The sequence below is a fragment of the Polaribacter pectinis genome, assembly GCF_014352875.1.
GTDB lineage: Bacteria > Bacteroidota > Bacteroidia > Flavobacteriales > Flavobacteriaceae > Polaribacter > Polaribacter pectinis.
This window is the reverse complement of sequence record NZ_CP060695.1, coordinates 2,861,770-2,883,966: the sequence shown is the minus strand read 5'-3', so window position 1 is coordinate 2,883,966 and position 22,197 is coordinate 2,861,770. Positions and strand designations below refer to the sequence as shown.

Genomic DNA, 22,197 nt, shown 5'->3' with positions numbered 1-22,197 from the left:
AATAGAAAGGGTTTTTATTTTTACAAGAAAATAAAACTCATTTCACGTTGGCATTTAGATTTCTTACCTTTGAGTTTTAAATATAATTCAACATGAAATACAATCCTATAGACTCACAATTATTTATAAAAAACCGTAAAAACTTTGCTTCTCAAATGAAGCCTAAAAGTATTGCCGTTTTTAATTCTAACGATATTTATCCAATAAGTGCAGATAGTACAATGCCATTTGAGCAACACAGAGATATTTTATATTTATCTGGTGTAGATCAAGAAGAAAGCATTCTATTATTATTTCCTGACTGCCCAAATGAAGATTTAAGAGAGGTTTTATTTGTTAGAGAAACTAATGATCATATTGCTGTTTGGGAAGGTGAAAAACTAACCAAAGAAGCAGCTTTTAAAACAAGTGGAATAAAAACTGTAAAATGGTTACAGGATTTAGAAAAAACATTATTTGAAATGTCTACGTATGCAGACACTTTCTATATTAATACGAACGAACATTATAGAGCTTCTGTAGAAACAGAAACTCGTGAAGATCGTTTTACGAAATGGTTGTTGGCTAAATATCCTGCACATTCTGTTGCGAAAAGTAATCCTATTTTACAGCGTTTACGTTCTGTAAAAGACCAAATTGAATTGGATTTAATGCAGCATGCTTGTAATATTACTGAAAAAGGTTTTCGTAGAATTTTAAATTTTATAAAACCGGGTGTTTGGGAATATGAAATTGAAGCTGAATTATTACACGAATTTGTTAGAAACAGATCTAAGGGATTTGCATATACACCAATTATTGCCTCAGGAAATAATGCGAATGTTTTGCATTATATAGAAAATAATCAAGAGTGTAAAGCTGGCGATTTAATTCTGTTTGATATTGCAGCAGAATACGCAAATTATAAGAGTGATTTAAGTAGAACTGTACCTGTTTCTGGTCGTTTCTCTGATAGACAAAAAGCAGTTTATAATGCTGTAAATCACGTTAAAAAAGAAGCAACAAAACTATTAGTTCCAGGAACTTTGTGGAAAGAATACCATGTTGAAGTTGGTGATATTATGACAGCTGAATTATTAAAATTAGGTTTATTAGACAAAGCTGATGTACAAAATGAAGACAAAAATTGGCCTGCTTATAAAAAGTACTTTATGCATGGAACAAGTCATCATATTGGTTTAGATACGCATGATTATGGACTTTTACATGAGCCAATGCAAGCAAACAATGTGTTTACAGTAGAACCTGGAATTTATATTCCTGAAGAAGGTTTTGGAATTCGTTTAGAAGACGATGTTGTAATTCAACAAAAAGGAGAACCTTTTAATTTAATGGGAAATATTCCTATTGAAGCAGATGAAATTGAAGATATTATGAATCAGTAACAAACTGAATTAAATTTAAAAAAGCGAGTTTTTCAACTCGCTTTTTTTTTTTGCTTATTATTTTAAATATTATCTATTTAATCTTCCTGTTGTATTTCCGTCTAAAATAGTCATTACATCTTTTTCATTTGCATAGTTTACATCACCTAAATAAGTGTGTTTTATAGCACAAGCTGCAGAGGCAAATTGCATCGCTTTAAAATCGTCGAAGTTTTGTAAACCATGAATTAAACCTGCCGCAAAAGCATCTCCAGTTCCTATTCTGTCTACAATATGTGTAATATCTAAATCTTGGGTTTCTTTAAATTCTTTTCCATTCCACATTCTTGCGCGTATTTTATGCCAAGAAGAATTAATGGAAGTTCGAATCTTATCAAAAACTTTTTCTATAGATGGAAATTTTTCAATTAATTGCTTACTTGCTTCAATAAAATCTTCATTTGAATAAGAAAAATCGGTTCCTAAAAGTTCGTTTATTTCATTAATTCCGCCAATAAAAATGGTTGAATAATTAATTAATTCTGATAAGACTTCTTTTGCATCTTCACCATATTTCCACAAACCACTTCTGTAAGTTGGGTCTGCAGAAACTGTCATTCCTTGTTTTCTTGCTAATTTTAAACCTTCTAACAAAGTGTCTTTACTTCCTTTGTTTAACGCAGGTGTAATTCCTGTCCAATGAAACCATTTTCCGTTTTCCAAAGATTTCTCCCAATTTACCATAGAAGGCACAATTTCTGAAAATGAAGAATGAGAACGATTGTAAGAAATAGAACTTGCTCTCATTACTGCACCAACTTCTAAAAAATAAACACCTAAAGGTCTTCCAGAACGTACAATTGCAGAAGTATCCAAATCAAATTTATTTAAGTAAGAAATTGCTGTATCACCAATAAAATCATTAGAAATACAAGAAATATGTTTTACGTTTCCGCCAAAATTTGCGATGGAAATTCCCACGTTTACTTCTGTTCCTCCAAAGTAAAATTCTACAGAATTAGATTGTACAAATTTTCTGTTTCCTAAAGGTGAAATTCGCATTAAAACTTCGCCGAATGTAATTATTTGATTCATAATACTAACTTTTAAAAAGTAAAGATACTTGATAAAATTTTTATATTCGGTATTAAAAACTCAAAAATGTAGTGCTTTTTATCCTAAAGATGTAATAAAACCAATGGTTTGTTTGTTAAACGTTTCTGGTTGCTCTACGTTTACAACATGGCCACAATTATCCACAACAAAAAGTGATGATGTTTTGTGTTTAGAAACAATATTTTTAATGGAAGGTAAAAACAAATGATCTTCTGCTCCCATTACATATAATGTAGGAATTTTAATGTCTTTTGTTCTAAAAAAACGCAAAAGTGGATTTATTTCTGAAGTCAATTTAAACCAACGTAAAAATTCTTTTTGGTATAATTTTTTGGCTTCGTTTACAAACAACAATCTCGATTTCTTGTGATTTTTCTTCGGCATAATAATAAATGCGAAGAGTTTGTACAATAGCATATAAGGAACCACAGATTTAAAGATATTACCAACTTTCATTAGTACTTGAGATCGGAAATTCAATTTGATAATTGCACCACCCATAATCATACTTTGTACTAATTCTGGTCTTTTCTCAGCCAAATTTCTTATTAAAATTGTTCCCAAAGAAATTCCGATAAAATGCGATTTTTCAATCTTTAAATGCTCAATTACCTCAACAATATCATTGGTAATAGAATCGAAAGTATATTTAGACTTAAAAGTGTCTTTTAGTTTTGGTTTGCTGTTTCCATGACCTCGTAAATCGAGAATTAAAACATTAAAATGTTTTTTAAAGTCACGAACTTGCTTAAACCAAATTGAACTACTTCCTCCTGCACCATGAACAAAAGTTACCCATTCTTTAGAAGTTGTATGAGGATATGAATAGTAGTTTAACAATAGAAATTTTAATTAAGTTAGGTGTAAAAATAATGATTTTATCGTTTACAAATCTTAAATAGCAACTTATTAACGTTTTATCTACTATTCATATTATAAACATAAAAAAAAGACGAGCATTTCTGCTCGTCTTTTCAACTAACTAAACTTAAAAACTATTCTACTATTAAAGTATATTGAGGTGTTGGATTTAAAGGACAGAAATAAACGTATTCTCCCTTTTTAAGTGTTACATTTTTAGATGTTTGCTTTGTATTATTCTTCACTTGTTCTGTTACATACGCGTTTTTTATGTGCGCTTTTACATCCGATTTTGGTGCTAAAACAAACCCAATATTATGTCCAACATTGTTGTTAGAAATTTCAAAAACATACGTTCCTTCAGATAACGTAATTTGCATTTGTGTAAATTCTCCTTTTGTTTGCTCTAAAGAAACTGTTTTAACTTCTTGTGCATTTGTATTGAATGCAAAACCAACTATTAATACTAAAATTGCGATTATTTTTTTCATCTTTTCTTAAAATTTATATTGTTATTATTTTTTTTAAACTGTTTCTAAAATATCTGATACTTCTACTTCTGGAAAATCTACTGCTACTTCTGTTGTTCTGTGTAAATAGTTTGTAATTGTAATTTCTCCTACTAAAATAACTGCATCTGCAACGTTTCCTTTTGTGTAACCTTGCTCGAATAAGTTTTCTAAAATTGTTGCATCTGTTGCTCCTCTATTTAAAGCGATGTTTCTTGCAAATTTTGCCAAAGCATCTAATTTTGAATCGAAAGAAGCTGTTCCTGCTCTTAATTCTAAAATTTGGTCTTCTGTAAAACCGTTCATTTTACCAATTGCTGTGTGTGCAGATAAACAATACACACATTCGTTTACTTGACTTACAGCCAAATTAATTACTTCTTTTTCTTTTGCTGAAAAGCTTGTTTTACCATTTCCTATTGCTAAAAAGTTTGCCAAAGCTGTTTCACTGTGTGCAAAAGTTGCATATAAATTTGGTACAAAACCTAACCCTTTTTCTAATTGATTAAAGATTGCTTGGTTATTTTCTGATACTTCGTTTTTTGTTAGTACATTAAATGTGCTCATAATTTCTATTTTTTTAATTTGTTCTTTATTAATTTATTTATTGTTGTTTTGAATTCTAATTTTTGCAATCGCAAACTTGTTGTTCTGGGTTTTGCTCATCATACGTTTGGTAACCCCAACAGTTTGGACATTGTGTTTGTTCTATTGTTTTCATAATTGTTATATTTTACTTATTACAGTTTTACACTGCAAAGGTGCAACCAACTTCAACCTTTAAAAATGGACAAAAGTTCCTTTGGTTTGGACAGCCTAAAAAAGCTTACTTTAAACTGTTAATTTTGTCTCTTAAATTACTTTCGTTAATTAAACCTGTGTGTCTGTCTGTTGCTTGTCCGTCTTTAAAGAAAATTAAAGTTGGTATATTTCTAATTCCGAATTTTGATGCGATTTCTGGATACTCATCTACATTTACTTTTTTGATGGTAATCTCATCTTTTAATTCGTCTGCTAATTTGTGAATCGTTGGCAATAAAGTTTGACAAGGTCCACACCAATCTGCATAAAAATCTAATAATACATTGCTATTATTCTCAATGACTTTTGTGAAATTTGTTTGTTCTAATTGTGCTTCCATTTTTTTGTTTTATTTTATATTTTGATGTTCTTTTAAGACTTTCTTAAAATGATTAATTTAATTCCTGCATACGCAGGAAAGACAATTTTAAAGGAATTTTGAGATGCTCTCAAAAACACTTTTCGTTTTGATACTGCAAAGATGCAACCAACATGAAGGTTTAAAAATGGACAAAAGTTCCTTCTGTTTGGACAAGGAAATATCGTTGGCAAAAATGCACTCGTGAAGGATTGAACAGGTTGTTTGAGCTCTTTTTAAGTTTGATAAAACTTAAAAAAGCGAGTTGTGAAAGCCTGACTTTTTTCTTTTATGAAAAAAGGCACGCCCTAATAAAAAAATGGATGCTAATGTTCCTTTTTAAATTGAAGTGGAGATTTGGAAATTGACTTGGTAAAGAAGCGCGTAAAATAGGCAGGATCGTTAAAACCGAGTTCGAAAGCGATTTCTTTTACAGTTTTATTTGTATAAATTAACTGACGTTTTGCTTCTAATAAAATGCGATTTTTAATAAATTCTGATGGTGTTTTTGTACCCAATTTCTGAAAATGTTTCGTGACAGATTTTGGCGAAATTCCTAATCTATTTGCATAATCTGTTACAGAATGCATCGTTCTAAAATTCTGCTCTACCAACAAACTAAAATCTTTAAAAAGACGGGTTTCTGTGTCTTCTTTTATAACGTGATTTTCCTTTTTTACACGAACTGCATGAATGATAAATTGCTTTAAATAGGCCTGCAACATGTCATATTGCGCAGTTTCGTTTTGCTGAAATTCCTCCACCAAACTCTCTAAAATAAAATTGAGTTTTGCTGTATCTTTTTCGCATGGTTTTACAAACGGAGTTTCATAAATATTGTTGAAGAGAATTCCGTTACAAGCAACTTCTTTATCGTGCGTTTGTATGCAGTAAAAATCTCGTACAAAAGTAAGTTTAAAAGCTGTTTTTATTTTTTCTGAATCGACTGTAAAAACTTGTCCTGGAGAAAGAAAAAACAACACATTATCATTAAAAGTATATTCTTCAAAATCGATATTGTACGTTCCTTTTCCTTCTTGAATCCAATAAATTGAATATGCATTTATTTGCTCTTTATGATTTATTGTACACGCTTTATCGAACTGAACTTTACTTAATGAAAAAGTATCTTTAAACGAATATTTTGTAATGTCTTGGACTGCCAAATTGTGGTTTGTTTTTTTGTTGGTCGTAAAATATTTAGAATAATTAAAAAATTACTTTCTATTAATCAAATTCAACCCAAAAAACACCAAAATAGCAGGAATTACCCAACCTAAACTTGAGTTTGCTAATGGAATTATATTTTTAATTCCCACTAAATTTTCTCTTGGAATTACAAATCCTAAAAAATCTGGAATACTAAAAATAAACGTCACTAAAACTACACCTCTAAACACCAATTTAGATGCATATTTATCGGGAACAATGTTTAGTAAAATCAAAACAATAGTTATTGGATATAAAAACATTAGTGCTGGCACTGCTAACTCTATTATTAAATCAACCTTTCTACTACCAACATAAATTCCGATTATGGAAGCAATTGCAGCAGTAATTATATACGCTTTTTTAGAATCGTTGGAAATTCCTTTGATGTAATCTGCTGTTCCTGTTACAATACCAACTGCTGTCGTAAAACACGCCAAAGCAACCAAAACACTTAAAAAAGTAGTTCCTAAATGTCCTAAAGTTTGTGTGCTTAAACTGGATAAAATTTCAGTTCTGGAAGCGCCTTCAGCAAATGTTGAACTAAATAAAGATCCACTTAAAATTAAACCTCCGTAAATTAATAACAATCCTGCTCCTGCAATAAAACCAGCTTTTCTAATAAGTCTTCTTTTGGCATCGAAAGTTGTGTGCGAACTATAGTTTAAAGAGATAATAATTACAGCTCCAACAACAACACCTCCAATTGCATCAAAAGTTTGATAACCTTCTAAAATTCCGTCTACAAAAGGTGTTTGAAAAGTAGATGGATTTACAGTTCCTGATGAAGTAAAAAATGCAATTCCGATAATTATTAGTAGAATCAGCACAATAATTGGCGTTAAAAACTTACCAATTAAACCAATTACTCTTGTCCTGTTTATGGCAAAAATAAAAACCAACACAAAATAAATTACACTTGTTAAAAGTGGTGTAGTTTCAAAAAATGGTTGCACAGTCATTTCATGCGTAACTGCAGCTGTTCTTGGTGAAGGAATTGCGATGGCTATACTGTAAATAAGTAAACAATAAACTGTACTAAAAAGAGGTGAAACTTTTTTACCAAAATCGTATAAAGTTCCTTGTAATTTTGCGTGTGCGAAAATTGCCAAAATAGGAATAGTGACTGCTGTTAAAACAAAACCCAACACAACAATCCACCAATCTGCACCAGAATTTGCGCCCAAAGATGGTGGTAAAATTAAATTTCCTGCGCCAAAAAAGAGCGAGAAAAGTGCAAAACCGGCAATCCAAATTTCTTTTGTTTTATTCAATTTAATTGACTTTTTTAAGGTTTAAATGTTCGAAATCGAAACTGAAATCAGTAATTGGTGCAACGAATTTCATAACTGCATTTGTTGCGTTTCCTTTTTCATCAAAAGTAAAGTTTACAAAAACATCTGCATCAAAACTTCTATTGTTCCATTTTGCAACGTATGTTGTATGGTTGTAAGGTAATAATTCACCAGAAATATCAGTAGATCTTTTACTTTTTATGGTGTATGTATTTCCATCAAAAGAAATAATAACATCGCCAAACCAAGCATCGTTATAAGTCCCCACAATCTGACTCGGTTTTGGTAAACTTTTATTGTTTTTAGCTAAAGAAACTTTCTTGTAAACACTTGCTTTTATACTGTCGTTATATTTTAAATAATTGGCATTTCTATCTCCATAGGTTTTTATCCAATTTCTGTCTTTATAACCTAAATAGCTGTCTTTAATCGTGTTTGTAATCGTATTAAATGCGTTTCCATTCATTTGATTTGTAAGTACAATAATTCCTAAATCTAAATCAGGAATCATGGTAAATTGCGTTACAGTTCCCAACAAACCACCTGTGTGATATACTTGTTTGTGTCCGCCTTTTACATCCGTTAAAAACCAACCCAAACCATAACCTCTAAAATTAGAATTGTACCAATCATTTTTACCCACTTTTAAAGGTGTTTGCAATTGCCAAAGTTCATGAAATTGATTTGAACTTAATAAGCGTTTTTCATCAGAAGTAACAGCATCATTCATTAAAAATTTCGCCCAAGTAAGCATGTCTTTTACGTTACTTACAATTCCTCCTGCAGCGTTTGCAGTTTCGCTCCAATCATGTGGAATTTGAATTACTTTTCCTTCAGTTCTTGTATGTGCATCAATAATATTTGTGCGGTTTGTAACTCTGTTGTAAGACGCTTTACTGTTGTTCATGCCAACAGGTTTCATAATTTTTTGCTCGATAAATTCTTCCCAAGAAAGTCCACTTACACGTTTTAAAACTTCCCCAGCAATAATAAACATATTGTTGTTATATGCAAATTTACTGCGGAATGAACTTTCTGGTTTTAAGTGCTTTACATTGTTAATTACATCTGTAACTGTAAAATCGTTTCCTTCAGGGAAAAACATTAAATCTCCTGCACCTAAAGCCATTCCACTTCTGTGTGTGACTAAATCTCTAACCGTAAATTCTTGTGTTACCCAAGCATCATATAATTGAAATTCTGGAATGTGTTTTCTTACTTTATCATCCCAATTTAATTTGCCTTCATCTACCATCATTGCCAACGCAAAACACGTAAAACCTTTACTGTTGGAAGCAACACCAACCAAGGTATTTTCGTTCATGTCTTTTTTTGTGGTTAGAGATCTAACTCCATAACCTTTTGCGTAGACAATTTCGCCGTCTTTTAAAATTCCGACAGAAATACCAGGAACATCGAAAGTTGTTAAGGTTTCTTGAATTAATTTGTCTAATTTTTTATCTTGAATTTGAGCAGAAATAACTGTTGATGATAACAGAAAAGCGAAAATGAATCCTTTTATAAATTTCATGATTGTAGAATTATTTTTAAACGTGAAATATACATATTTTTGATTGATGCAAAAATCAATCACTTTTAAAAACGCGAACATTTCTTTTTCTGATGAAGGAAAAGGAACTGCAGTTGTCTTAATTCACGGTTTTTTGGAGAATTCTACTATGTGGAAAGACATAATTTCTGAAATTTCTAAAAGAAATAGAGTAATTACCATTGATTTATTAGGTCATGGAAAAACAGAATGTATTGGGTATTCTCATTCTATGGAATTGTTTGCAGAAACTGTTGAAGCCGTTTTAAAACATCTAAGAATCAGGAGATCTATTTTAATCGGGCATTCTTTGGGTGGTTATGTTGCATTGGCTTTTGCAGAAAAAAATCCGCAGAAAGTAAAAGGTTTGTGTTTAATGAATTCCACTTCCAATGAAGATGATGAAGAACGTAAAAATTTACGTTTACGTGCCAACAAAATGATTCAGAATAACTTTACAAACATGGTTAGAATGTCTTTTTCTAATTTGTATGGCGAAGAAAGTAGAATCAAATTTAAAGAGGAAATGAAATCGGCATTGCATGAAGCTTTACAAACTCCAATTCAAGGATATATTGCAGGACAAGAAGGCATGAGAATTCGCCCAAATAGAAATCATGTTTTAGCAGAAAATGACTTTAAAAAGCTGATAATTATTGGTAAAAAAGATCCTGTTTTAAATTTTGATTTGTCTTTAGCTGAAGCTAAAAAAACAAATTCTGAAGTTGTTGTTTTTAATGATGGACACATGAGTCATATTGAAAATAAATTGGAATTAATTGAAGCTTTAAAGAGTTTTGTAAAAAAATAATAGTCTCAAAATAAAATATTAGAAATTTATGGAAAATACTTTAGTTGAGATGATGTCTAATTTTATGGATTTAAACGACATCGAAAAAGAAGCAATTTTAGAAGCTTTCCCCATTAAAACATTTGAAAAAGGAACAGACTTGCTAAAAGAAGGGCAAATTGCAAAAGATGCTTTTGTTGTTATTAAAGGTTGTATAAGAGAATATTCGATAAAAGATGGAGAAGAAATAACTTCAGAATTTTATACTGAAATGCAATCTGCTGTTAATTTTGATAGTATGGCAAATAAAAAACCTTCTAAATATTATTTTACTTGCACAGAAGAAACTACTGTAGCAATTATGAATGCTGAAAAAGAAAATGCTTTGTATAAAAAATACCCTAGATTTGGAGAAGTATGTCGTGTGGAAATGGAGAAAGTTTTGGGTTCTCATCAAGAAAATTTATCAAAATTTAAAAATTCAACACCAAAAGAAAGGTATTTAAATCTATTAGAAAACAGACCTAATTTGCTTCAAAAAGTGCCACAATATCAGTTGGCAAGTTATCTTGGTATGAAACCAGAAACTTTAAGTAGAATTCGTAAAAAAATAGCTACAAAAGAGTAGTTAATTAATTTTTTGCGCAACTATATAATATTCTGTGGCTGGTTTATCAATTAAAATAGCTGTTTCAATAATTTTAAACCCACAACTTTCAATTTTTTCTTCTAATTCTTTTCTTGTGAAAAACCTTAAATAAGGTAAGATTTTTAGTTTTTTTAAAATGAAAATAATGCAACTAGATAAAATGCCAATAAATGTTCTTTTTTCTTTTAAGCAAGCTGTAGAAGTAATCATTAAACCATTAGGTTTTAGTAAATAGTTCATTCTGTTTAAAACATTTTCACAATCTTTAAAATAGAGTAATATATTTAATGCTAAAACAGTATTAAAACTTGCTCTTTTAAACTTTTTATTATCAAGTGTTGTTTGTGAAAAAGAGATGTTATTAATTTGATTTTCAACAGCTTTACTTTTTGCAATTTTTATCATTTCAGATGAAATATCAAAAGCTTCTATTTCGCTTACATCATTTGCAAATTCAACAGCATATAAACCTGTTGCACAAGCAAAATCTAGCATAACATCACTTTTCTTAAAGTATTTTTTACTTTTTTTGATGATTGAATGATAAGCTTCATCTTTCGCTTTTTTATCGTAATTTTTAGAGAGTTTATTCCAAAAAGGTTCTTGATTATTCATAAAAAGGTTTTTTAATTTTAAACTAAATTGAAAAGAAAAACCAACACGAAAATTTCCAATAACAATATATTTAAATTGATATTAAATAATGCGGTTTGTATAATTAGATGCATATTTTAAGCATGTAATTATATCTTTTTAAATGACAATCCCATAATTTTAAATTCTTTGATTTCATTTTTATCCGTTCTAATAAATTCAATTGGACTTATTGATATTTCTAATAAATCTTTTGAAAGAGAACTCATTTCTTTTTTCCAAGCACCATTTTTATAATGATAATATAGTTTCCCGTTTTCTAATTGAAGTTTTTTGCTAATTTGAAAATCTTCGTTAAAATATTGCCCTTCATATTCTTTTAGTTCCTTTTCTAAATGTTCATAAGGTGTAAAAGTTTTAAAAAGCATTGGTTTTTCATTGTCTAAATCGTCATAAGTAAACTGTTTCTGGTTACCAATAAAACTAAACTCTACAATAGATTTATCATTTTCGCCAAACAAAAACCTATGATTACCTATTGGAATTAACTCTGTAATTTTATCGCCATCTAATGTTAAAACTTGTAATTTTTTATTTTTTACTTTTATCGTGTTTGCTTTTCGGTCATCATCATTATAATAATATATATAAGAACCTTCATATTGTTCTAGTTCTTTATTTGTAAGATTTATTGTCTTATTACTTGCTGTATTTTCTTCTTTGGGTTGTTTTTTAGGAATGTATAAGTCAATTAGTTTAAAAAAACGGTCTTCAAAATCCGAATCATAAGTATTTTGAGTAGTGAAAAATGCAAGGTCTAGTTCTGGAAAATAAAGGTATTTTGAAACAAAACCACTTTTAATCATACCATCAAACCCCATTGCTTTATAACCTTTATACATTTCAAATTCTACTCCTAAACCAAAATTTATAATAGTTCCATCATTCAATTTGGCTTTGGTGTTCATTTTTTTCCAGATTTCGAGTGTTCCTATAGTTGAATTTTTAATATTTAGATGCCATTGAAACATATCTTCTGGATTGGTTAGTATTTGTCCATCTCCAACATAAAATAAACCGTATTTATGTGTTTTATAAAACTGACCTTCATCTTCCATATAACCAATTGCTCGATTTTTAATTGTTCTATAAACATCTGTGTTTACAATGGTGTTGTTCATTTTAAGTGGCTTAAAAATATTTTTTTGTAAGTAGTCTTCATAAGACATTCCTGAAGCTTTTTCTATAATAGAAGCTAATAAAATATAGTTTGCATTGGTGTAATAAAAGTATTCTCCTGGCGAAAAGTTGAGCTCATCTATGTTTGTAATTATATTAGTTACCATTGCTGGTTTTATGTAATCTCTCCAATTAATATCACACACTTCAAGATAAGGGTCAACCTCTTTTATGCCACTTGTTTGGTTTAGCAAATGCTCAATAGTTGGATTTCCTTTTTTATACCTTGGAAGGTTTTCAATATATTTATTGGCTAAATCTTTTATAGATAATTTTTCTTGATGTTCTAATAATAAAATTGCTGTTGCAGTAAATTGTTTGGCTATTGAACCTATATCAAAAACTGTTTTATTTGTTACAGGAATGTCATAATCAAGATTAGAACTTCCATATTGTTTTTCAACAATAATTTTATCTCCCTTAAATACTGCAACAGAAAATCCTGGTTCGTTATTTTTAACTTGATATAATTTATCAATTTCAGCATCTAAATTCTGGGAAACAAGAATATTCGAGAGTAAAAGAAATAGTATAATAAAAGGTGTTTTATTCATGTTATTGAATTTTCTTAAAGGTAAAAAATTATAGATTTATAAAATTACGTAAGTTTTTATTCAGATTAAAATCGATAACCAATTCTTAAATGTAAATTAAGAGCAACTTCTCCTTCATTTTTCAAATATCCAGCATTTTCTGCAAAGTAATATCTGTATCCAATTCCTATTCCTGTTTCATAAGTAAAATGATTTCCTATATTTCTTTTAATCCCCCAAGTTGGAATTATTGAAATTTGATTAACAACTCTCAAATTGTCATAATTTGAAATTACAAACCAATCAGGAGTATAACTTGTTTTTATTGAAACAAAATTTCCGCTATTTCCAGCAATATTTCTCGATTTTGAAACTCGTTTGTCTAGATTATAATACCATCTTGGTTCTAAAGTGATAACAGGTGTCATTAAAAAACCAACTTTATCATAGAAACTTCCTCCAAAAATTCCGCTATCAAGTCCTAATTCACTTCGTAATGCAATTTGTTTGGATAATTTTGTCTCGTTATGAAACCAAACTCCTAATATTCCAGTTTGGATTCCGTAGGTTGATTCTTCTACACTTGCGTTTTGAGATTTAGCAATAAAAGTAAATCCACATAAAATAATTGTCAATAAATAATTTTTCATTTTGTTTAATATTACTGATTATAACACACAATTTTAAAATCTAAATCCAAAATTTAAACTTGGTTCAAAAATATAACCCGGTTTTCCTTCTTCAATTTTAGCAAAATCCACTGGAAAATTTGTGTCAATTGGCCAATATTTTAAAGCATAAGCAGGTTCTATGTAAAAACGTTCTTTAAAAAATTCGAAACGATAACCTACAATTGCTTGTAGATATAATTGAAAACCTTTTTGAGTTTTTTTATCATTTATATCATGATATTGTTTCATAAATGATGTTGCGGATACTGTTGTAAATGCTCCTTTCCAGTGAAAACGTTGATAACCAAAGCCCAAACCAAAAGCTCTTACAAAACCAGGATAAAACTCTTTAGAATTACCATACGTTCCTAAAGGTTCTGAATATTGCCAAGTATTAAATTCTACAAAAACTCTGTCTTTTTGAGTGAGTTTGTATCCATAAGTTAGTAAAAAATAATCTGGAGATTCATCTGCAATTACATTTCCTAGCATAAAGAAAGAAGAGCCTAGAGAATGTTTATAGTTTGTGGTTTCTTTTTCATTTGATAAGGAAACTGTTGAAGTCTTTTTTTGACCAAATGAAAATATAGAAATAAAAAGAAGAAGTAACGATGCCTTAAATTTAAGTTTCATAATTTATAATTTTAAAAATTTACTACTACAAAAATAAATTCTTACCAAACCTTATTCATTGACTATCGTCAAGAAAGTCAAAAACCTTTTTTAAATAATTATGTGTTTAAAAAACTAATTAATTAGTTTAACTTTTTTAAAAAATCGAATTGATGTAACTTGCAACCACTTGTCAAGAAGATAAAAATTATGCAAAACAATAAATTACCCAATTATATAAAAAACGTGTTAGAAAATATACCAAAAGATTGGCTACATCTAACGACACACAGATTAGATATTTATAATGAAGAATTGGCAAAAACCGAATTTATAAATCAATTTGAAGCTTTATTTAACACTAATAATTTTGATAATTCTGCTCTGAAAGAATTACCAACAGCGTATGATTATATTCGATTAGGACATCCTTTATCTTGTGTTTTAGAATGGTTAATTGCAAGTTTACATGATTTAAACTCTGAAAACATCATTAGTTTTTCATCTGAAACAATGCCTGTTTTGGCGATTTTGAGAACGAATTTATTGGCGAATAAAAGGACTCGAATTTTATATTCAGAAAAGTTGCCAGAATCTTTTAATGCAGAAATTTTAAAAAGTGTTTATGGCTATCAATTTGAATTGAAACAGATTGAAAATGCTTCAGATGTATCTGAATTTGATGGAAGTACCATTTTCATTGCAGAACAAAGTAAAATTTCTACGCAAAATCTACATTCAAACATCGATTTTTACATCAATATTTATAAAAATTTAGGAAGTATTTTATTGATAAATGGACAAGAAAATGAATCTTATATTCCCGATATTCAGCATGTAAGAAGAAGAGAAACTATTGCAATGACGCCTTCTAATTGTTTAATTGCATTAGAATCTTTGGTTGAAAATACGCCTTTTATAAATAATATTGATGATTTTGAAACGAATAAAAAGAGTGTTTTAAATTCCATTAAAAATGTTACAGAAACTACGTTAAAACCTTTGGTGGGTTCAAGTGGTTTGTCTATTCAATATGCAATTATGATGGGTTTAATTCATCATGCACAAGAAAATCATCCAGAAAAAGCCATTAAATTTATTGTTCCGCCAAATTGTTATGGAGGTACAAACGACCAAGCAAGACGTGTTGCTTCTTGTGATGCAAATGTGGAAGTTGTGGATTTGCCAGTTGATGGCGATAATGATATGGTTCAGAGCATCAATACAGTTTTGGAGAAAATCGCCAACGAAGATGCAATTCCTTATATAATTGCTGAAATTCCAACGAATCCACGAGTTGAAGTTCCGGATTTAATCAAATTAAAGGAAGCTTTAAGCAAAGAACGTACAAATGCAAATGGCGAAATTGCGATTGACCCTGTTTTTATTTTGGATCAAACTTTTTGCCCAAATGTTCATTTTTTAGGCGAAGGCGAAATTCTTTCTAAAGTTAGAACGATTTCTTATGCAAGTGGTTCTAAATTTCCAAGTGGAGGAAAATGTACTGCTGGCTATGTTGTTGGAAACAATAAAACAGCAAATTTAATGGAGAAAATAGAAATCCACCTAAATCTTTGTGATAATGAGGCCACAGATATTCAAATGGAAATCTTGGCAAAACAAATGCCTTCAATGAACCAAAGAATTAAAGATGCGTATAGAAATACACGTGAATTTGTCAATTTTATTCATGAAACGTTACCAGAAGCGAAAATAAATTTTGTGTCAGAGGAATTAGCAGAACAAGGTTTTACACCTTCAGTTTTTTCTTTGGATTTACCAACAAAAGGAAATTCTGCTGAAGAAAAGGAAGAATATAAACGAGAACTGAATCATAAATTAATCAATTTAATGATTACTGAAATTCCTAATGAGAGTAAGTATTGTGTAAGTTACGGGCAACTAAAAGGTTGTTATTGGACAATTCCTGCAACCTCAACTCAAGGAACTACAAAAGAAGGCGATAAAGATTATATTGCAAGAGTTTCGCTTTCTCCAGATTTGGATTTAGACCTTCATGAAAAAGTGTTTTTGGAGTTTGTGGAAGGGATTTAATCTGTATAAAACCAATATTCCATATCAAAAACTAAATAATTATGAAACGCATCTTAATTTTCTCCTTAATCATTCTATTTGCATCTTGTAAATCCAAAACAAAAACAGCACAAACGGATTTTATAAAAGATTATTTAGAAAGATTAGAAAACTCTAGAAAATATTTAGTTTTAGTTGCTGAAGAAATGCCAGAAGACAAATATGGTTTTAAAGCAACACCAGAATCTATGAGTTTTGCAGAAAATTTAATGCATATTACTTGGGCAATGGATTGGCATTGTCAGTCTTTATTAGGAGAAAGAAAAGCAAGAGATTGGAACACAGACAACACTTTAAAAGTAGCAAGTAAATCGAAAGATGAAATGATTGCAACCATCAATAAAACTTTTGATGAAACCATAAAATTTATAAAAGAATTTGATACTTCTAAATTTAACAATCGTTTAGATTATTTAGGTTTAGATAGAAGTAAAAGACAAATTTTATTGCTACTTTCAGACCATATTACGCATCATAGAGCTCAAATTTTGGTCTATTTAAGATTGAATGGAATAAAGCCTCCAAGATATGTTTTGTATCAATAATTAGAAAAAAAATAAAAAACATTAAAATATTTTTTTATTACTAAACGATTGTTTAGTTTTGTGGCATTATTAAAACAATGGCTAGAAAAAAACAATATATAGAAGAAGAAGTTATTGACAAAGCAATGCATTTGTTTTGGCGAAACGGCTATGAAAATACATCTATGCAAATGCTTGAAAAAGAAATGGGCATAAATAAGTTTTCTATATATTCTAGTTTTGGTAATAAACATGGTTTGTTTTTAGAAAGTTTAAAAAGCTACAATTCTAAAAGAAAAGCAATGTTCGATAAATTTAAAAATGCTTCTAATGGCGTTGAAGATATTAAACAGTTTTTTTATGATTCTGTAGCCGTTTGTAATGAAAAAGGCAACGAAAAAGGTTGTTTAGTAACAAACACATATAATGAGTTTTCTACAAGTGAAGACGAACTAGTAAACAACCAGATTAACTCATTTATGGATAATCTAAAAAGATTATTTATAGAAAAATTAAAAATAGATTCTTCTAAAGATGAAGAAACAATAAATAAAGAAGCTAACTTTTTAGTTTTAGCAAAACATGGTTTAGCTGCTGCAACAAGAGTTAATAACAAAGAAGAAATAGAAGATTATATTGAAATGACATTCAAAAATATTTAACCTTTTTTTTAACAAATAACTAAACGATTGTTTAGTTTAAATAATATTTATAAATTGATAAAAATTATGACAACATTAAAAATTCACAATATTGAAACTGCGCCAGAAGGAAGCAAAGCATCATTAGAAAATTCTCAAAAAACATACGGAATGATTCCCGGTTTACATGGGGTTTTAGCAGGAGCTCCAGGTATTTTAGAGGCCTATAAAACCATTCATCAACTTTTTGTAGATTCTTCATTTAATAATGACGAATTAACAGTTGTGTGGCAAACCATTAACGTAGAACATGAATGTCATTATTGTGTTCCTGCTCATACAGGTATTGCAAAAATGATGAAAGTAGATGATGCTATTTCAGAAGCTTTACGAAATGAAACACCACTTGAAAGTCCTAAATTAGAAGCGTTACGTACATTTACGTTAAAAATTGTTCGTAATCGAGGGCATGTTACACAAGAAGATTTGAATGCATTTTATGCAGTTGGTTATAACGAAACTCAAGTGTTGGAAATTATTTTAGGATTATCTCAAAAAACAATTAGTAATTATGTAAACCATATTGCTAATACTCCTGTAGATGCAGGATTTAAAAAGTTTGCTTGGTCTAAAGAAAATACGAAAGCTTAACTACAAAAAAGATTATCATTTAAAACCTTCCATTAAATTGGGAGGTTTATTAAAAAGCATAATTCTTAATGGAATTTAAAATATAACCAATGAAAAAGTCAATAAAAATAGATATTGTTTCCGACGTTGTTTGTCCTTGGTGCACTATTGGATACAAACGTTTGGAAAAAGCAATCGCAGAATTGGGTATTCAAGATCAGATAGAAATTGAATGGCAACCTTTTGAGCTAAATCCTAACATGCCTGCAGAAGGACAAAACGTACAAGAACATATTGCAGAAAAATATGGTGCTACTCTTGAACAACAAAAAGAATCGCAAAAGCAAATGGTAGCAGCTGGTGCTGAACTTGGTTTTACATTTGATTATTTTGACGACATGCGAATGGCAAATACTTTTAACGCCCATCTTTTATTAGAATATGCAAAAGAATTCGATAAACAAACCGATTTAAAAATGCAATTAACAAAAGCCTTTTTTACCGAACGAAAAGATGTATCAAAAGAAGATGTTTTAAGAGAAGCTTTATTAGAAGTTGGGTTAAATGCTGAAGAAGCTTTAACTAAATTATACAACGAAGAAGCACGCAAAGAGGTAAGAGCTAAACAAAACTATTGGAAAAATCTAGGAGTTAATTCTGTACCTACAATTGTGCTTAATAATAAAAGTGCTATTACAGGTGCACAACCTGTAGATGTATTCAAGCAAATTCTTTCTGAAGCAATTAAAGAAAATAACTAAAATAAAAACATCAATAAAATTATTAACCCTTATTATTAAGAGGGAATTTCAAAATAAAAAACTATGAGTTATTCAAAATTAATGTTTGCAATTATCTTCATCTTGTTTTTAACAGCCTGTGGAAACAAAGAAACCATAACAAAAAAAACAAATAAAACAATAGAAGTTCAAACACCAAAATCTCAAAATAAAGGACATGAACTAGTTTATAAAATGACCCAAAAAACTGGGAGTTATCAAGATTTATTAAATCTTAAAGATATCGTTTTCCATTACACATATAGAACTCCAGACCAAAAAGAAGATGTTTCAATTGAATCGTATATTTTTAATGGAGAATTGTCTCATGGTACATATTTAAAACACGAAAGAACCTTGCCAGAATTAAAAGGAAAAATGGAACAAGGCTATAATGGAAAAGACTTTTGGGTTAAAATAGATGGAAAAGAAGTTACAGATAAAAATGCAATTGAAAGCGTTACTTTTACTCGTAAAACCAATTTTTATTGGTTTGCAATGATGCAAAAATTATTAGACCCAAATATTAATTATGAATTTTTGAAGCAAGAAAATGTAGAGGGAAAATTATACGATATTGTTAAAGTTGCTTTTACAACAACTGGAGATGAAGCTTCCGACATTTATCAACTTTATATTAATACAGAAACTAATTTAGTAGACCAATTTTTATTTACTGTAGTATCTAAAAATGTTACAGACCCAATTTTAATGCGAGTAAAATACGAGAATATAAATGGTATTTTGTTAACTACATATCGTAAATACACAAAGTCGGACTGGGAAGCAAATGTTCTTAAAGATGTTTGGGTAGAAGAGATTACAAAAGACGTTAAGTTTAATCAGAATTTAGATAAATCCCTTTTTAGTAATTAGCAATATTACTAGAAAATTAAAAAGCGCAAATTAAAAATTTGCGCTTTTTTTATATATTATTTTTATGCTATTTATTCATTTTTCAAAGCATTCCAACCTTGTGCTTTTAACTCAATTTCTTGGTTGGCTCTTGTAACCAAATTTAAACCTTGGTTTTCTGCAGTAATATGTCCAATAATAGAAAAATTTGGGTTGTCTTTTATTTTATCAAAAGCAGCAATTGGCACTGTAAATAAAAGTTCGTAATCTTCACCACCACTTAAAGCAACCATTGTAGAATCTAACTCAAATTCTTCACAAGTAGAAATAACTTGTGGATCTAAAGGTAACTTCTCTTCATACACCTTACAACCTACTTTACTTTGTGTACAAATATGAAAAAGTTCCGAGGAAAGTCCGTCAGAAATATCTATCATAGAAGTTGGTTTAACTTCTAATTCTTTTAAAATTCCAGCAATATCTTTTCTAGCTTCAGGTTTTAACTGTCTTTCAATTAAATAGGTATAATTGTCTAAATCTGGCTGATTATTTGGATCTACCTTAAAAACTTGTTTCTCCCTTTCTAAAACTTGCAAACCTAAATATGCTGCACCTAAATCTCCAGAAACTACAATTAAATCAGTTTCTTTGGCTGTGTTTCTATAGACAACATCTTCTTTTTCAACTTTACCAATCGCTGTTACAGAAATTAAAATTCCTTTAGTAGATGATGTTGTGTCTCCACCAACTAAATCAACATTATATGTATTACAAGCCAATTGAATTCCTGCATACAATTCTTCAATAGCTTCTAAAGGAAAACGATTAGAAACCGCAATTGAAACCGTAATTTGTTCTGCAAAACCATTCATTGCATATACATCAGATAAATTTACCATTACAGCCTTGTATCCTAGGTGCTTCAATGGCATGTAACTTAAATCGAAATGCACACCTTCAATTAACAAATCTGTTGTAACCAAAGTTTGTTTTTCTGATGCATCTAAAACTGCTGCATCATCTCCAATACCTTTAACTGTTGATGAATTTTCAATTTTAAAATATTGAGTAATATGATTAATCAAGCCAAACTCACCAAGTTCAGCTAATGAGGTCTTTTGTGTATTTTTATCTTCTAACATGTTGCAAAGATACTTACATTCTAAAATATTGGCATATAAATCTTATTTTTGATGATTATATTTGTTCAGAATACTAAAACTATAATATTACGTTATAGAAACAAGGACTTTTATAGCTTCCAAAAAAATGAAAATGATTAAAAAAAGTTTACTGATTTTACTACTAATAGCATTTAATTGCGATAAAAAAGATGTTTTTGAAACTAATAAACAAGTTGTTATAAATCCTATTGCAAAATGTGAAGATGGTTTTGCAGGTGAATATCCTTGTAACGATTATGATTTATTGACTTATTTTTCTTTAGAAGACATTGGTGGTCCAGATACAACCGGTAGTAATTGTTGGGGATGGGTAGATCCTGATACTAACAAAGAATATGCGTTAATGGGAACAAATAAAGGGGTAACTTTTATAGATATAACCAACCCAGCAAAAGCAACAATTATTGGTACTTTAAAAACTACTACAGAAAACAATGTTATTAGAGATATAAAAGTTTTTAGTTCTTTTGCATATATTGTTAGTGAAGCTCCAGGTCATGGAATGCAAATTTTTAGTTTAGGTCAATTAAAAGATGTAAAGGAACCTCCAGTAGAATTTTCTAGTAATGAAAATTACTCATTAATTGGTTCTGCTAAAAATATAATTATAAATGAAACTAGTGGTTTTGCTTATATTCTTGGCACAACTAGAGACAATGGTAGTCCTGTTTTTCTAGACATTAGCAAAACACCAGTTGCTGTAGAAAAAGGTTTTTACATTAAAGATTCTTATGCTAATAACGCAGAAGTAATTACCTACAATGGTCCTGATACAGATTATATTGATAAAGAAATTTTTGTGGGTAGTAATGATAACAACATTGTTATTCTTGATGTTACAGACAAAGAAAACCCAACAGAAATCTCTACCATAAATTACACTAATATTGGTAAAACTACTAGAGGTTCTTTTACACAAGACCTTAATTTTTTTATTATTGGTGATGAAAAAGACGAACAAAATTCAGCAATAAACACAAGGTCTATTGTTTTCGATTTTACAGATTTAGACAACCCAATACATTCTTTCGATTTTGAAGGAACTACAAACGCTATAGACGTAACTAGTTATATAAATGGTAATTTATTATACCAAGCAAATACAACTGCTGGAGTTAGAATATTAGATGTTTCTGATGTTGAGAATAAAAATATTAAAGAAGTAGGTTTTTTTGATACTTATCCAGAAAACAACAACCAAGAAAAAAATGGAGTCTGGAGTGTCTATCCGTTTTTACCGAGCGGAAATATTATTGTAAGCGACTTCAACAAAGGTTTTTTTGTAATTAGAAAAACAAATTCTTAACAGTACATAAAATTATCATTGTAAAAAAAGAAGT

General features: G+C 29.4%; 23 protein-coding genes. 10 read left to right on the top strand and 13 right to left on the bottom strand.

Going from position 1 to position 22,197, the window contains the following annotated elements; translation table 11 throughout:
• Positions 1-92 precede the first annotated feature (92 nt).
• Complete coding sequence (locus H9W90_RS13010; protein WP_187482018.1) at positions 93-1,385, top strand: aminopeptidase P family protein; 1,293 nt, start codon at positions 93-95, stop codon at positions 1,383-1,385.
• Positions 1,386-1,454: 69 nt separating this feature from the next.
• Here H9W90_RS13010 and H9W90_RS13005 read toward each other — a convergent pair whose 3' ends face one another.
• The 8 genes from H9W90_RS13005 to H9W90_RS12970 form a co-directional block, all read right to left on the bottom strand.
• Positions 1,455-2,459 (bottom strand): sugar kinase, encoded by a 1,005-nt coding sequence (locus tag H9W90_RS13005; protein WP_187482017.1) that lies wholly within the window; start codon positions 2,457-2,459, stop codon positions 1,455-1,457.
• Positions 2,460-2,537: 78 nt separating this feature from the next.
• Positions 2,538-3,320 (bottom strand): alpha/beta fold hydrolase, encoded by a 783-nt coding sequence (locus tag H9W90_RS13000; protein WP_187482016.1) that lies wholly within the window; start codon positions 3,318-3,320, stop codon positions 2,538-2,540.
• Positions 3,321-3,475: 155 nt separating this feature from the next.
• Positions 3,476-3,832 carry a cupredoxin domain-containing protein gene (locus tag H9W90_RS12995; protein ID WP_187482015.1) on the bottom strand — a complete coding sequence of 119 codons (357 nt, stop codon included), beginning with the start codon at positions 3,830-3,832 and terminating at the stop codon, positions 3,476-3,478.
• 33 nt (positions 3,833-3,865) lie between these two features.
• Positions 3,866-4,417 (bottom strand): carboxymuconolactone decarboxylase family protein, encoded by a 552-nt coding sequence (locus H9W90_RS12990; RefSeq protein WP_187482014.1) that lies wholly within the window; start codon positions 4,415-4,417, stop codon positions 3,866-3,868.
• Between the two features lie 259 nt (positions 4,418-4,676).
• The gene (gene trxA / locus H9W90_RS12985; RefSeq protein ID WP_187482013.1) at positions 4,677-4,991 is read right to left on the bottom strand and encodes a thioredoxin; all 315 of its coding nucleotides are present in this window, start codon (positions 4,989-4,991) and stop codon (positions 4,677-4,679) included.
• A gap of 344 nt (positions 4,992-5,335) precedes the next feature.
• Positions 5,336-6,175, bottom strand: a complete 840-nt coding sequence (locus H9W90_RS12980) for a helix-turn-helix domain-containing protein (protein ID WP_187482012.1) — start codon at positions 6,173-6,175, stop codon at positions 5,336-5,338.
• Positions 6,176-6,226: 51 nt separating this feature from the next.
• A complete protein-coding gene (gene brnQ / locus H9W90_RS12975) occupies positions 6,227-7,492 on the bottom strand; it encodes a branched-chain amino acid transport system II carrier protein (protein WP_187482011.1) in 1,266 nt (421 codons plus the stop codon).
• A 1-nt stretch (position 7,493) separates the two neighbouring features.
• Positions 7,494-9,044, bottom strand: a complete 1,551-nt coding sequence (locus tag H9W90_RS12970; protein WP_187482010.1) for a serine hydrolase — start codon at positions 9,042-9,044, stop codon at positions 7,494-7,496.
• Between the two features lie 46 nt (positions 9,045-9,090).
• Here H9W90_RS12970 and H9W90_RS12965 point away from each other — a divergent pair, with 46 nt between their 5' ends.
• A complete protein-coding gene (locus H9W90_RS12965; protein WP_187482009.1) occupies positions 9,091-9,873 on the top strand; it encodes an alpha/beta fold hydrolase in 783 nt (260 codons plus the stop codon).
• A 28-nt stretch (positions 9,874-9,901) separates the two neighbouring features.
• Positions 9,902-10,480 carry a Crp/Fnr family transcriptional regulator gene (locus tag H9W90_RS12960; protein ID WP_187482008.1) on the top strand — a complete coding sequence of 193 codons (579 nt, stop codon included), beginning with the start codon at positions 9,902-9,904 and terminating at the stop codon, positions 10,478-10,480.
• Here the strand turns inward: H9W90_RS12960 and H9W90_RS12955 are convergent, their stop codons facing one another.
• From H9W90_RS12955 to H9W90_RS12940, 4 genes are all read right to left on the bottom strand, one after another.
• Complete coding sequence (locus H9W90_RS12955) at positions 10,481-11,116, bottom strand: class I SAM-dependent methyltransferase (protein ID WP_187482007.1); 636 nt, start codon at positions 11,114-11,116, stop codon at positions 10,481-10,483. It lies immediately after the preceding gene.
• A 128-nt stretch (positions 11,117-11,244) separates the two neighbouring features.
• The gene (locus H9W90_RS12950) at positions 11,245-12,888 is read right to left on the bottom strand and encodes a serine hydrolase domain-containing protein (RefSeq protein ID WP_187482006.1); all 1,644 of its coding nucleotides are present in this window, start codon (positions 12,886-12,888) and stop codon (positions 11,245-11,247) included.
• A gap of 65 nt (positions 12,889-12,953) precedes the next feature.
• Positions 12,954-13,517, bottom strand: a complete 564-nt coding sequence (locus H9W90_RS12945; protein WP_187482005.1) for a hypothetical protein — start codon at positions 13,515-13,517, stop codon at positions 12,954-12,956.
• Positions 13,518-13,550: 33 nt separating this feature from the next.
• On the bottom strand, positions 13,551-14,171 hold the full coding sequence (locus H9W90_RS12940) for a hypothetical protein (protein ID WP_187482004.1): 621 nt from the start codon (positions 14,169-14,171) through the stop codon (positions 13,551-13,553).
• 189 nt (positions 14,172-14,360) lie between these two features.
• On the opposite strand from H9W90_RS12940, the gene H9W90_RS12935 reads away from it, so the two are divergent.
• The 6 genes from H9W90_RS12935 (at position 14,361) to H9W90_RS12910 (ending at position 19,694) form a co-directional block, all read left to right on the top strand.
• On the top strand, positions 14,361-16,205 hold the full coding sequence (locus H9W90_RS12935; protein ID WP_187482003.1) for a PLP-dependent aminotransferase family protein: 1,845 nt from the start codon (positions 14,361-14,363) through the stop codon (positions 16,203-16,205).
• A 41-nt stretch (positions 16,206-16,246) separates the two neighbouring features.
• On the top strand, positions 16,247-16,789 hold the full coding sequence (locus tag H9W90_RS12930; protein WP_187482002.1) for a DinB family protein: 543 nt from the start codon (positions 16,247-16,249) through the stop codon (positions 16,787-16,789).
• A gap of 77 nt (positions 16,790-16,866) precedes the next feature.
• The gene (locus H9W90_RS12925) at positions 16,867-17,430 is read left to right on the top strand and encodes a TetR/AcrR family transcriptional regulator (RefSeq protein ID WP_187482001.1); all 564 of its coding nucleotides are present in this window, start codon (positions 16,867-16,869) and stop codon (positions 17,428-17,430) included.
• A gap of 66 nt (positions 17,431-17,496) precedes the next feature.
• On the top strand, positions 17,497-18,060 hold the full coding sequence (locus H9W90_RS12920; RefSeq protein ID WP_187482000.1) for a carboxymuconolactone decarboxylase family protein: 564 nt from the start codon (positions 17,497-17,499) through the stop codon (positions 18,058-18,060).
• An 89-nt stretch (positions 18,061-18,149) separates the two neighbouring features.
• Complete coding sequence (locus H9W90_RS12915) at positions 18,150-18,800, top strand: DsbA family oxidoreductase (protein WP_187481999.1); 651 nt, start codon at positions 18,150-18,152, stop codon at positions 18,798-18,800.
• A gap of 63 nt (positions 18,801-18,863) precedes the next feature.
• Positions 18,864-19,694, top strand: a complete 831-nt coding sequence (locus H9W90_RS12910; RefSeq protein WP_187481998.1) for a hypothetical protein — start codon at positions 18,864-18,866, stop codon at positions 19,692-19,694.
• Between the two features lie 71 nt (positions 19,695-19,765).
• On the opposite strand, the gene thiL is transcribed toward H9W90_RS12910, so the two are convergent.
• On the bottom strand, positions 19,766-20,815 hold the full coding sequence (gene thiL, locus H9W90_RS12905; RefSeq protein WP_187481997.1) for a thiamine-phosphate kinase: 1,050 nt from the start codon (positions 20,813-20,815) through the stop codon (positions 19,766-19,768).
• Positions 20,816-20,948: 133 nt separating this feature from the next.
• On the opposite strand from thiL, the gene H9W90_RS12900 reads away from it, so the two are divergent.
• Positions 20,949-22,163, top strand: coding sequence for a choice-of-anchor B family protein (locus tag H9W90_RS12900; protein WP_254712490.1), 1,215 nt, complete (start codon positions 20,949-20,951; stop codon positions 22,161-22,163).
• Positions 22,164-22,197: the final 34 nt, after the last annotated feature.